This window comes from Natronincola peptidivorans (assembly GCF_900111615.1).
In the GTDB taxonomy this organism is placed as follows: Bacteria; Bacillota; Clostridia; order Peptostreptococcales; family Natronincolaceae; genus Natronincola_A; species Natronincola_A peptidivorans.
The window spans coordinates 39,436-52,949 of record NZ_FOHU01000009.1 but is presented as its reverse complement, the minus strand read 5'-3'; the positions used below and the strand labels follow the sequence as shown (position 1 = coordinate 52,949).

The following is a 13,514-nucleotide window of genomic DNA, read 5'->3' as shown; positions in this document are numbered from 1 at the left end:
AAATTCTTCTTTTAAAATATATGCATAATACAGAAAAAACTTTTAGCATTGCTTAATAAGCAGGGAAATGTCTATAATGGTAAAGAGGCATTTGATATATTCATAAGAAATGGGCTTAGACCTATGGGAGATGTGATAGATAATGATTAAGCTGTTTAAAGATTTAAAGGCATTTACAGCTGGTATTATAGCTGTTTTTATATTTGTTTTTCTACAATCCATTGCGGATCTATATTTACCCACCCTAATGGCAGATATCGTAAATAATGGTATGCTTCAAGGAGATATAGGCTATATATGGAGAGTTGGGGTTGTGATGCTTGCTGTAGCTGGAGGTGGCGCTATTGTTTCCATCATAAGCAGTTTTTTATCCTCTAGGATAGCTATGGGCTTCGGAAAAAACCTTCGAAACAAGATATTTTCCAGAGTGGAGAGCTACTCTCTCCATACTTTTGAAGAAATAGGAACAGCATCTCTTATTACCCGGACTACCAATGATATTACACAAATACAAACAGTATTGGTAATGATGCTTAGGATGATGGTTAGTGCCCCAATGATGGGCATTGGTGGTATCATTATGGCAGTGTCCATGAATAGAGGATTGACGATAATCCTAGCTGTTGCTCTGCCAATTTTAGTTATCTTTATTGCAACAGTTGCAAGAAAAGTGATTCCTTTATTTAAAGCCATACAAAAAAAAATAGATAAACTAAATTTAGTTTCCCGTGAAAATCTTACAGGGATAAGAGTTATACGTGCCTTTAATCGTATTGATGATGAAAAGAAACGCTTTGATGAAGCGAACCTTGATTTGACCAACACCGCAATAAAGGCTAACAAAATGATGGCAGCGATGATGCCTGTCATTATGCTGATTATGAATTTAACCACTGTAGCAATTATTTGGTTTGGAAGTATAAGGATTGATTTAGGGGACTTGCAAATCGGGGACATGATGGCTTTTCTTCAATACGCTATGCATATTATGATGGCTCTGTTAATGCTCTCTATGATGTTTGTTATGATACCACGAGCACAGGCTTCAGCTGTTAGGATTAATGAAGTACTTGATATGAAGCCGGAAATCACTGATCCATTAAATCCTAAAAAGCCAGAGATACAAAAAGGATACTTAGAATTCAAAGAGGTTACCTTTAGCTATCCTGGTGCTGAAAATCCTGCTATCAAGGATATCTCCTTTTCTACGGCTCCGGGGGAAGTGACAGCTATTATTGGAGGTACTGGCTCTGGCAAATCTACACTTATTTATCTCATACCCAGGTTCTATGATGTTGATCACGGTTCAGTATCCATCGGTGGTATTGATGTAAGGGAAATGGCTCAGGAAGACTTGAGGTCGAGAATAGGATTTGTTTCACAAAAAGCAGTACTCTTTACTGGCAGTATTATGGAGAATATACAATATGGGAAAGAAAATGCAACTGAAGAAGAAGTTAAGCATGCAGCTGAAGTGGCACAGGCTTCTGAATTTATCTCTAGTATGGAAAAGGGCCTTTATTCAGAAATTGCACAGGGGGGTGTTAATGTTTCTGGAGGACAAAAACAACGGCTTTCTATAGCCCGTGCATTGATTAGAAAACCAGAGATCTATGTCTTTGATGATAGCTTCTCAGCACTGGATTTTAAAACAGATGCAAGGCTAAGGACAGCTCTTAAGAGAGAGACGGCAGATGCTGCAGTTATTATGGTTGCTCAAAGAGTAAGTTCTATTATGGATGCAGATAGAATTATTGTATTAGACCAAGGAGAAATAGTGGATATAGGCACACATAAAGAGTTGTTAAAGAACTGTGATATTTACCGTGAGATTGTAGCTTCACAGCTTAGTCAGGAGGAATTAGCATGAAAAAAGAACAAAAATCCAATGACTCCAGACAAAGTGAAGGAAGAGGACCCGGTAGAGGCTTTGCTATGGAAAGACCGGCGGAGAAACCAAAAGATTTCAAAGGCTCTTTAAAAAGGCTCCTTGGTTACCTAAAGCCGCAGAAAATCAAGCTGATTGCAGTATTTTTTCTAGCAATAATAAGCACAGCCTTCAATATACTGAGTCCTAAGCTTATGGGGGCTGCAACCAATAAAATAGCAGAAGGTCTCAAAGCTGAACCAAGATCAGGGATTGACTTTCAATATATTTGGCGTATTGTCTTAATACTGATAGTGCTTTATGCTTTAAGCTCCCTATTTAACTTTGCCACCGGCTATATCATGTCAGGGGTTGCACAAAAAACTGTTTATAGAATAAGAGATGATGTAAATAACAAGCTTCCCCGGTTACCCCTAGAGTACTATGATTCCCATACTCATGGAGAGATATTAAGTCGTATTACCAATGACCTAGATACTGTAGGCAGTACATTACAGCAGAGTTTAACGCAGCTAATTACTGCCATTGTCACACTAGCTGGTGTCACCATCATGATGCTGACGATAAGTCCTGTATTGACCCTAATAGCTATTATTACTTTACCACTTTCGGCAGTTGTGACAATAGCAATAGCTAAGAAATCACAAAAACTCTTTGTAGTAAGGCAAGCCGCTTTAGGTGAATTGAATGGTCATGTAGAAGAAATGTATGCCGGTCATGAAGTAGTGAAGGTTTTTGGGCATGAAAAGAAATCTATTGCAAAATTTGATGAAATTAATGAAAGACTTTATGATGCAGGCTGGAGGGCAGAATTTATCTCAGGGATTATTATGCCGCTATTAAATCTTGTAAACAATATAGGCTATGTATTGATTTGTATTGTTGGAGGCATTTTTGTGGCAATGCAGAGAATCCAAATAGGTGATATACAAGCATTTATCCAATACGCCAGACAGTTTACCCACCCAATTGTTCAGACAGCCAATATCACCAATGTAATTCAATCCACCATCGCATCGGCAGAGCGGGTATTTAAGCTTCTAGATGAGAAGGAAGAGTTTCCTGACAAAGAGGATGGGAAAGTTATTGTCTTTCCAAAAGGAGAAGTGAAGCTTGAGCATGTACAATTTGGATATAAGAAGGACGAACTTCTTATAAGGGATATGAATATAGAGGTGAAGCAGGGGCAAACCATAGCAATCGTAGGGCCTACTGGAGCTGGGAAGACTACCCTTGTAAATCTATTAATGCGATTTTATGAAATAAAAGAAGGGCGTATTACCATAGATGGAGTAGATATTAGGGAGGTAAAGCGTGGAGATCTAAGGAGTATGTTTGGCATGGTATTGCAGGATACATGGTTATTTAATGGAACCATAAGAGAAAACATCGCCTATGGAAGACAGGGTGCTACTGAAGAGGAAATCATGAAAGCTACTGAAGCAGCCCATGCAGATCATTTTATAAGAACATTACCAGACGGCTATGATACAGTACTGGATGAAGAAGCCTCCAATATATCACAAGGACAAAAACAACTCATTACCATTGCCAGGGCTATACTAGCGAACCCAACTATATTGATTCTTGACGAAGCCACCAGTAATGTTGATACAAGAACAGAAGCACTCATACAGAAGGCAATGGCTAGGCTGATGGAGGGAAGAACAAATTTTGTGATAGCCCATAGGTTATCAACTATAAGAGACGCTGATTCAATTCTTGTGATGAACCATGGAGATATTATAGAGCAAGGTACCCACCAACAGCTTCTTGAAAAAAAAGGATTTTATGCTGACCTTTATAATAGTCAGTTTGTTGGTAGACATGGAGACAAAGCTATATAAAAGCTCATCTCTGGTAGTTAGTACAACTATCAGAGATGAGCTTTTATATACTTTCAATATATTTTTGTCTGCATTCCCAGCTGCAAAAATAATGGGTTCTATCATCCTCCACTACTTGATAAGCTTTTGGCTTTGGTACATAGGTTTCACATATAGTATCAAAGACCATATCAATAGCAACTTCTTTTTCCTTCTCCTCCACTTTAGAAAAGCTCTGTACAGTATCTATATCAGCTTCAATCTTTTGTTTTTTCCCAAGCTTTACTTTAAAAAGGATATTTAAAACTGTTCGAATAGCAAAAAATATTAAAAAGAATCTAAAAAAGCTTGTAATCAGCTCCAAAAGTCATACCTCCTTGTACGTACAATTTATTCCTTATGTATCTATTATAACAAGTAAGTATAAACTGACAATAAACAAATTCTTAAATATTTATAAACTAAAGAAAATAGTAAGAATAAAAGATTAAATATATAAGAACCTCTAGTTTAGAAAAATTTAAGAAATACTTTATTAGTAGTTTATAAAGGTCATATATAATAAAGTCATAGTATAAACTTTCTTTTTATAAAGGCTAATGTAGTTTTTGATAGAATTAAGTATAATATTCTTAAGGCAAATAAATTAGGAGGCTATTATGTCTATACGATTTAGATTATTATTATCCTATATAGCATTACTGCTGGTGCCAATTATCTTAACCATCATCGTAGGGGTATTTGCAGGATTTTACTATATTGAAGACGTTCATAGAAATTATCCTGGCATTGAAAAGGTGCACACTATGAAACAGGCAGTTACCAAGACAGAAGTTCTTTTTTCAGACATAAAGAAGATTTCTCTAAGGAATCCAGAGAAATTTCTAGAAGAAGAATTTTTAAATGATGTAGAAGAAAAACTGCTGACATTCAATGCTGCATTTATAGTAAGAAAAGGAGACCAAATAACTTATGGTAGATCGGTCTTTGAGTATATTTCAGAGACGGAAGAATTGCCGCAGTTTGGTGAATATGTCTATGATGTACCTATTACCAATGATGATATAGATGAGGGATTAAGACTAAACCAACATGATTTTTACTTTACGGATGGAAGTGAAGGAAGTATATTTATCATTACAAATATAGAACCTATGAGAAGGAACTTCCAAGAGTTAATCAACACACTGATGATCACCATTGTAATAATCATTGTTATTACCAATGGAACCCTAACCTATCTTGTAGCAGGCAGTATCGTAAAGCCATTAAGTAAGTTAAAGGACTCAGCCAATAGAATCAAAGAAGGAGATTTAGATTTTGAGGTTAAAATCAATGAAAAAGATGAGATAGGAGAGCTATCTCAAGCCTTTGAGGAAATGAGAAAAAGGCTAAAAAACTCTATCGATATACAGCATCAGTATGAGGAAAATAGAAAAGAATTATTTTCTAATATCTCCCACGACTTAAAAACCCCCATAACCACCATCAAGGGATATGTTGAAGGCATAAAAGATGGTGTTGCAGATACCCCAGAAAAAATGGAGAAATATATTAATACCATCTATGCAAAAACAGAGGATGTTGATCGACTAATAGATGATTTATTTCTTTTTTCCAAGTTGGATTTAAACAAACTACCCTTACACTTAAAAACCATCGATTTATCTAAATACTTTACAGATCTGTTGGAGGAATTAAAATTTGATTTAGAAGAAAAAAGTGTAGATATACATTATGATAATAAAGCAGGAGATTCAACACTTGTAGTGGCGGATGTAATGCAGCTGAAAAGAGTGATTGTAAACATTATTGAAAATGCAGTAAAATATATGGATAAGCCTCAGGGTATAATAAATATTATTCTTAGACCAGATAACGGGGATATGATTGTAGAAATCAAAGACAATGGGCAGGGTATTCCAACAGATACAATAGCCTTCATATTTGATAGGTTTTATAGAGGAGATCCAGCTAGAAACACTTTAACCGGCGGCAGTGGTTTAGGTCTTGCCATAGCAAAAAAGATTATTGAAGAGCATGATGGCAGGATGTGGGCGGAGAGTGTTGAAGGAGAAGGAACCAGTATATTCTTTACACTAAAAAAAAGTAAGAGTGGTGATATAGCATGAAAAGAATATTAATTATCGAAGATGATATCAGTATTGCAGAATTAGAACGGGACTATTTAGAAATAAGCGGATTTAAGGTAGAAATAGAAAATAGCGGCGACACAGGTATAGCAAAGGCTATAAATCAAGAATATGACTTGATTATTTTAGATTTAATGCTACCAAAGATTGATGGTTTTGAAATATGCAGACAAATTAGAAGAGAAAAAAATATTCCTATTCTTATGGTTTCTGCTAAAAAGGAAGATATAGATAAAATAAGGGGTTTAGGTCTAGGAGCTGATGATTATATGACGAAGCCCTTTAGTCCAAGCGAGCTAGTGGCGAGGGTAAAAGCACATATTTCAAGATACGAAAGGCTAACAGGAAATAAACAGGAAAATTCAGACGAAATTGAAGTAAAAGGACTTATGATAGATAAAAGCTCTAGGAGAGTTTTCATTAATGGAAAAGAAGTAATACTAACTACCAAGGAATTTGATCTATTGGTATTCCTTGCCTCAAACCCCAATAGAGTATTTAAAAAAGAGGAGTTATTTGAGAAACTATGGGGCTTGGATTCCCAAGGAGATATTTCCACAGTTACTGTTCATATCAGAAAAATAAGAGAAAAAATAGAAACAGACCCATCTCACCCCCAATACATCGAAACTATCTGGGGTGTGGGTTATAGGTTTGAGCTGTAAAAGTAAAACAAACAAAGGGACAGATAATGCGCTGGATAATAACAACCAAAGCATCTGTCCCTTTGACATTATTCAATAACAATAACAGCACCGTTTTCACTATCCATCCAGTTATAGAGAAATTCTGCATGACTAGTAAAATTACGAACACACATATTGGAGCGAGGGAACGTACCGATGGTGTGCAGATATTCTATCAGTCCTGGATCAACCTTCTCTCCATCCTCTTCTTCATAGGCAACCGGAACGCCGTGGATGTAGGCACCACCAGTAAACCGTATAGCAAAGGGTGCATAACCTGCAATTTCTAATGTACCGCTTTCCAGATACTCAAAACGATCCCTTTTGTGAATGGCTTTATAGCTGCCAAGACTGGTCTCAAAGGAAAAATCACCTGGAATCCCTGTGGTGGATAGGATATAGGAGACAAGGTTGAGGCCATTTTCCTCTAGTTCAAAGGCCGCCTGATTCTGCTGATCTCTATCTATTACGATTACATGGTTCAACTGATTTAGAGTAACATCTAGATGAATATATTGTCTAGGTATATAGAAATCTCCGCCAAAAGTCGGGACATTGACATGATAAAATTCATCCGTCTCAGATAGTATACGTACCAGCATGCCATCTGGTATATATCGGAAGTCGCTATCTGTAGTTGCTTGCTCATATGCAGGAGCACTGTGATAAACTCTATATCCATGCTCATCTACTGCAGTATCGCCCTTTTGAGGAGGTGCACCGTTTTCATTTTTATAGTTACTAATAAAGTGCAACGGCCCCTCAGCCACCTGCTGTCTTAGCTCATTTATGGCCTCCTGAATTCTGTCAAAGCGGAAGTTTCTAGGAGTACCTGTTGTTGAGTGAAGGTAACCCTCTTTTACTTGAGTATCATTTTCGAATGCTACCCTGTACCATATGTTTGAGTTCTCTAAATCTTCACCTTCGACCCTTTGGAGAAGAGAGACCTTGTCAAGATAGTCTACCTCGGCAACAACAGTAGCATCCGGTATTGGACTTTCTCGAATTTCAGCACCATCCTCTGCTGTTACAAGAAGATAATCAAAGGAGATGGTATATTCAAAATACTGCATTGTTTCATTGATTTCTTCAGGAAGGGGAGTGTCATATTCATGTAGGACAGTATTCGTGCTTTTAGAGCCTATGTTTCCCATCACCTGAGTTTTTTGCTGCTGACTAAGAGCCAGTATTTTGTTTTCTTCCTCCTGCTCTGTGGCGTCAGTAATCCTGAGGTCATCTTCAATATTGAAACCATTAATATTTTCCTCCACAGCCTCTTGATCAGATTTAGCCAGTAGATCCTCCCTGGGCTGGTCCGGCGAGAGTCTTGACTGTTGCCCTGGAGCAGGCGTTTCATCAGGAGGGACACCTCTACGATATGCACAGCCTGAGACAGTAACCATTATTATAAGTAGTATTATTAGAGTAGTTTTTCTATTTCTATACATATATATCCCCAATCTATTGTTTTATCGTTTGTTTCAGTATATATTTTTCTCAATTAATTTCTATATTATGCACCTTATAATCATGGGTGAAAAGTGATAGCCTGATGGTTTTCGTGACACAATTATTTAAAGTTGATATACTCAGTAATGGAAGTACAATAGGCGACAGAGAACCATCCCCTGACGCTAGACTTTTTATTAAGTTTAGAAATATTTAAGAATTTGTTTAGCTAGAGTTTATATTTTACTGTTATAATAAACTTGGCATAATAAATATACTTTAATGAATAAAGCAAAAGAGTAGGAAGTCCAAAGCGAATCGAAAGATTGGTTTTTATTTTAGTCATACCCGACCGGTGGGTCAGTTTATTTTGCCAAGACAATGAAAATTTTCAATCCAGGAGGAAGAAAAATGAAGAAAAAAGTGGCAGCCAGTCTATTAGTGATTGGATTGATTGTGGTACTTATAGTAGTAGGAGGCAGTAGAAATAGAACACAAGAAACAGTAGGTGTTGAGGAGGATTATGTACCGGTAGAAATCGAGACCATTAGCAAGGATACCATTGCAAACACTTCTGCCTTGAACGGTAGAATTTATGCCAATGAAGAAGTCATGGTGATGCCCCAAATGCCTGGAATTGTATCAAGAGTTAATGTGAAGCTTGGGGACTATGTGACGAAAGATCAGGTGCTCTTTGTTATGGACCAAAAAGATGTAAATAGAGGGATTGAACAGGCAGGCCATAGTGTAGATTTAGCTGAAAGAGGTGTAGACCAAGCAGAAAATGCTATGAAGTCAGCTGAAATCCAATACCAGTCTACAAAGGAAAGACATGAAGATGCACTATCAACCCTAGAGCGAATGAGAGCCCTGTATGAGGCAGGAGCTGTTCCAAAAACACAGCTAGAGCAGGCAGAACTAGCCGCCTCCACTACGCAATTAGATGCAGCAGAAGCGCAGGTGAAGCAAGCAGAAATAGGATATCAACAGGCATTAAATCAATTAAGTCAAGCACAAAGCGGCTATGAACAAGCAAAAAGCAATCTGGATAACACACTGGTAAAGGCACCTGTTAGCGGTGTAGTAACTAGCTTAACAGTTGTAGAAGGACAGCTAGCTAGCAATGCACAACCAGCAGCCACCATCGTGGACATGGATGAAGTATATTTACAGGTAAATGTAGCTGAAAACATGGTAAATAGACTTCAGAAACAACAAGAGGTGTCTGTAAGCATTCCTTCTGCCTTATCTGAGGACGTAGTGGGAACCATTGATTATATTAGCCCGGCAGTTGATCAAAGAACGCAATTATATTTAGTAAAGGTATATATACCTAATCAGGATCATGTCATCAAACCAGGTATGAGCGGGGCTATGTCAGTAGATACAGAAAGCCGTCAGGATGTACTGGTGGTAAGAAGGTCAGCTGTTCTTGATAGAGATAGAGAAATGATTGTCTATTTAGTAGAAGAGGACAAAGCTGTAGAACGCAGAGTAACCTTAGGTTTAGATATAGGTCTTTATGTTGAAGTAGTAGAAGGACTTGAAGAAGGAGATGTGGTGATTACAAGAGGTCAGCATTATGTAGCAGATGGCCAAATGGTGAAAGTAGTAAGGGGTGAGTAGTAGATGAATTTATCAAAATTAGCAGTAAATAGACCAGTATCCATAGTCATGCTGATGCTAATCATTGTGCTGTTAGGAACTGTTTCCTTAAGCCGATTGCCATTGGATTTATTGCCAGAAATAGAAGTGCCGGTTGCTATTGTAAACACCTCTTATTCAGGTGTAGGACCACAAGAAATGGAGAATTTAATCACCAGACCTATAGAAGGAGCAGTAGCTACTGTTAGCAATATTGAAAGCGTAAACTCCATATCCTCTCAGGGCAGCTCCATTGTTATTGCTCAATTTGACTTTGGTACAGATATGGATTTTGTTGCTCTGGAAATGCGGGAAAAGGTAGATATGATTAAAGGGATGCTGCCAGATGGTGCATCGGAGCCAATGGTAATGAAAATAGATCCTAATGCTACTCCCATTATCCAGCTATCCGTAACCAATAGTGGAGATCTAGCAGCTCTACAGACATTGGCTGAGGATACCATGAAATCAAGGTTTGAAAGACTGGAAGGTGTAGCTTCTGTAGATATATCAGGGGGCTATACCAATCAAGTACAGGTTAAGGTAAATCAACAAAGCTTGGATGCTTATGGTTTAAACATAGGGCAGCTTGCTCAATTAATAGGAGCATCTAACTTGAATCTCCCAGGAGGGACAGTAAATAGAGGGGAAGAAGAGCTTGCTATTAGGACGATGGGGGAGTTTCGTTCTATAGAAGAAATACAAGAGATGCCTATAACACTACCAACAGGTGGTATTATTAAACTACAGGATATAGCAGAAGTGGTTATGGAGCCAGATGAGATCAATACCATATCTAGGGCAAATGGTCAGGACAGTATTAATATGTCCATACAAAAACAATCTGGAACCAATACAGTACAGGTGGCAAATTTAATTCATAGAGAGATAGAAAGACTGCAGGAGGATTATCCTCATATAGAGATTACTTCAGTCTTTGACCAATCTATTTTTATCAATGAGGCCATTGAAAATGTATTTAAAAACGCAGTTTTTGGTGCATTGCTGGCGATAGCAATTCTATACCTTTTCTTAAGAAATATTAGAACTACCCTGATTATAGGGACTTCTATTCCCTTATCAGTGATCGCAACCTTTATATTATTATATTTTAATGATATTACCTTAAACCTAATGACCCTAGGAGGATTAGCCTTAGGAGTGGGTATGCTGGTGGACAATGCCATTGTTGTATTAGAGAATATCTATCGTTTAAGAACAGAAGGACTTTCCAGAAGAGATGCAGCCATTTCAGGGGCCTCAGAGGTAGCTATGGCGGTTACAGCCTCTACGCTTACTACCATAGCAGTATTTATCCCTATTGTATTTGTTGGGGGAATCACCTCTACCATTTTTAGGGAATTGGCTTTGACGGTAACCTTATCTTTATTGGCTTCTTTACTGGTATCCCTAACCTTGATTCCAATGCTGTCCTCTAAAATATTAAGAGTCAGTCATGCAAAGGGGCAGAGAAAAGAAGGAAAGGTCAAAAGATTTGATTTTGTCTACAATAGCTTTGATCGAATATTTACCAGCGTTGAAAACCGTTATAAAAAAATACTGAACTGGGGCTTAGGTCATAGGAAAACAACAGTATTAATTGCAATCCTAGTGTTTCTAGGCAGTATGATGTCAGTCTTTGTTGTGGGAGCTGAGTTTTTCCCTGCTGTAGATGAAGGAGAAGTAAGTGTTAGAGTATCCTTACCAGCAGGTTCACAGCTATATCAGACAAATGAGGTGCTTTTAGAGGTAGAAGAACTTATTGCCTCTGTTGAAGAAACAGATATCGTGTTCTCCTCCATCACTGGTGGAGGAATGGGTGCTATGATGGGTGGAGGTGCCAATAGAGGGACAGTGACAGTAGCTCTTACTCCATTAAGTGAACGAAGAAGGAGCTCAAAGGAAATTGCTGATGAAATTAGAATGTTGATTAGAGATATTCCTGGGGCAGAATTTAGAGTTACTGAATCAGCCAATATGATGATGGGATTAGGCGGAGATCCTATTAACATCAGCATTAAAGGAGATAGCTTGGAAAGATTAGAGGAAATAGCTGAAGATTTCAAAAGACTGGCAGAATCGGTAGATGGAACTAGGGAAATAAACACCAGCTTTAGTGAAGGAAATCCGGAGGTGCAGGTTACTATTGACAAGTATCGTGCCGCCACCTATGGTCTAACCACATCTCAGATAGCTAATAACATAAGAAACGCTGCATCAGGAATAACAGCTACAAGATATACCTATGATGGAAACGAAATCGATGTTGTCATCAAAGGAGATAGTCAGGTGACGGAAAGCATAAAAAACCTTGAACAAATAGGGGTAGCAACAGCCACAGGAGGAATTGTTCCCCTGAAGGAAGTAGCTGATATAAGTGTAGAAAGAGGACCTATCCGCATCAACCGTGAAGGACAGCAAAGAGTGGTTACCGTTTCTGGACAAATAGGGGATAGAGATCTTAGAAGTGTGACAGCAGACATTGATGCTCTGTTGAAGAACTATAATTTACCGCAGGGATATTTCTACGAATTTGGAGGCCAGAATCAAGAATTGAATGATGCTATTGCAGATTTAATGTTGGCCTTAGTTCTGGCGGTAGCATTGATTTACATGGTACTGGCAGCTCAATTTGAATCTTTACTACACCCCTTTACCATTATACTTTCAGTACCCCTTGCCTTCTCAGGAGGACTATTGGGTCTATTTATTACCAACCGCTCTATCAGTGTACCAGCAATGATCGGTGTTATCATGCTGGCGGGGATCGTGGTAAACAATGCCATTGTATTGGTAGATTATATTAACACCCTAAGGGCAGCTGGAAAGGATAGAAGGGAAGCCATTCTTTCTGCGGGGCCTATAAGACTGAGACCTATATTAATGACCACCCTTACAACAGCTTTAGGTTTACTACCCTTAGCTATTGGCATAGGTGAAGGCGCGGAAGTCCAAGCTCCTATGGCGACGGTCGTTATTGGTGGATTATTGCTATCAACCTTATTGACGCTGGTGCTAATACCGGTTGTATATACCCTAGTGGATGATTTTTCAATAGGTATAAAGAACAGAATTAAAGGAAGAAAAGAAACAACTATTGAAAGTCAGTAGATTGAGGTGGCAAAAATGAAAATAAACCTAAAAGAAAAAAGAGAGTTTGAAATCATTCAAGCAGCCTTCAAAGTTTTTTCTAAACATGGCTTTCATGAAGCAAAGATGGAAGAGATAGCAAGGAAAGCCGGTATTGGAAAGGGGACTGTCTATGAGTACTTTTCCAGTAAAAAAGAATTATTTCAGGAAATGATACGAAGAATGATAGAAGTCTATATAGAAGGAGCTAAAGGAATTGCTGCAGGAAAAAAGACTACTAGGGAAAAACTCATTGCTTTTGCAGACTATCATGGAAAATTTTTGCAGCATCATATTGATATGACAGAAACCACTGGATTTAAATATGATAATTTATCAGTAGGGATGAAGCAGTGGTTAAGAGAGGAACAAAGAAAAATACATGATTTCCTTTTAGCAATTATAGAAGGGGGCATAAAAAACCAAGAGTTTAGACAGGAGATAGATATCGAAACAGCTGCCCTTACCATTATGGGAGCAATTAACCTCAATTATGCAAAACAGATTTACTTTGATCAAAAGAAGGCAGAAGATATTGATCCCTCAGCCTTGATTGATCTAGTATTTAAGGGTATAGGCAATAGCAAATAAAAAATGGAATTAAAAGACATCAATCTATTGTAGAAGGATTGGTGTCTTTTTTTGTGGTAATGAGGACAATTATATAACTACTACAGGATAAAGTAGTACTAAAGAGAAAATAATATAGCTGTAATGGATAGAATTACTTAAGAAGAGA

At 37.8% G+C, this 13,514-nt stretch carries 9 protein-coding genes; 7 read left to right on the top strand and 2 right to left on the bottom strand.

Features of this window, described 5'->3' with window-relative positions:
• The first annotated feature begins 142 nt into the window (after window positions 1–142).
• Together BMX10_RS10680 and BMX10_RS10675 are read left to right on the top strand one after the other, a co-directional pair.
• Window positions 143–1,870, top strand: a complete 1,728-nt coding sequence (locus BMX10_RS10680) for an ABC transporter ATP-binding protein (protein ID WP_090443677.1) — start codon at window positions 143–145, stop codon at window positions 1,868–1,870.
• Window positions 1,867–3,735 carry an ABC transporter ATP-binding protein gene (locus tag BMX10_RS10675; protein WP_090443674.1) on the top strand — a complete coding sequence of 623 codons (1,869 nt, stop codon included), beginning with the start codon at window positions 1,867–1,869 and terminating at the stop codon, window positions 3,733–3,735. Before BMX10_RS10680 ends, BMX10_RS10675 begins: the two co-directional genes overlap by 4 nt.
• Before the next feature lie 43 nt (window positions 3,736–3,778).
• Here BMX10_RS10675 and BMX10_RS10670 read toward each other — a convergent pair whose 3' ends face one another.
• Window positions 3,779–4,078, bottom strand: coding sequence for a hypothetical protein (locus tag BMX10_RS10670; RefSeq protein ID WP_090443671.1), 300 nt, complete (start codon window positions 4,076–4,078; stop codon window positions 3,779–3,781).
• A gap of 295 nt (window positions 4,079–4,373) precedes the next feature.
• Here BMX10_RS10670 and BMX10_RS10665 point away from each other — a divergent pair, with 295 nt between their 5' ends.
• Window positions 4,374–5,846 carry a HAMP domain-containing sensor histidine kinase gene (locus BMX10_RS10665; RefSeq protein ID WP_090443669.1) on the top strand — a complete coding sequence of 491 codons (1,473 nt, stop codon included), beginning with the start codon at window positions 4,374–4,376 and terminating at the stop codon, window positions 5,844–5,846.
• Window positions 5,843–6,532, top strand: a complete 690-nt coding sequence (locus tag BMX10_RS10660) for a response regulator transcription factor (RefSeq protein ID WP_090443666.1) — start codon at window positions 5,843–5,845, stop codon at window positions 6,530–6,532. Before BMX10_RS10665 ends, BMX10_RS10660 begins: the two co-directional genes overlap by 4 nt.
• A gap of 68 nt (window positions 6,533–6,600) precedes the next feature.
• On the opposite strand, the gene BMX10_RS10655 is transcribed toward BMX10_RS10660, so the two are convergent.
• Window positions 6,601–8,001, bottom strand: a complete 1,401-nt coding sequence (locus BMX10_RS10655; RefSeq protein WP_090443663.1) for a L,D-transpeptidase — start codon at window positions 7,999–8,001, stop codon at window positions 6,601–6,603.
• Between the two features lie 412 nt (window positions 8,002–8,413).
• On the opposite strand from BMX10_RS10655, the gene BMX10_RS10650 reads away from it, so the two are divergent.
• The 3 genes from BMX10_RS10650 to BMX10_RS10640 are packed head-to-tail and all read left to right on the top strand — an operon-like array spanning window position 8,414 to window position 13,366.
• Window positions 8,414–9,628, top strand: a complete 1,215-nt coding sequence (locus tag BMX10_RS10650) for an efflux RND transporter periplasmic adaptor subunit (RefSeq protein WP_090443660.1) — start codon at window positions 8,414–8,416, stop codon at window positions 9,626–9,628.
• Between the two features lie 3 nt (window positions 9,629–9,631).
• On the top strand, window positions 9,632–12,757 hold the full coding sequence (locus BMX10_RS10645; protein ID WP_090443657.1) for an efflux RND transporter permease subunit: 3,126 nt from the start codon (window positions 9,632–9,634) through the stop codon (window positions 12,755–12,757).
• A 15-nt stretch (window positions 12,758–12,772) separates the two neighbouring features.
• The gene (locus tag BMX10_RS10640) at window positions 12,773–13,366 is read left to right on the top strand and encodes a TetR/AcrR family transcriptional regulator (protein ID WP_090443654.1); all 594 of its coding nucleotides are present in this window, start codon (window positions 12,773–12,775) and stop codon (window positions 13,364–13,366) included.
• Window positions 13,367–13,514 lie beyond the last annotated feature (148 nt).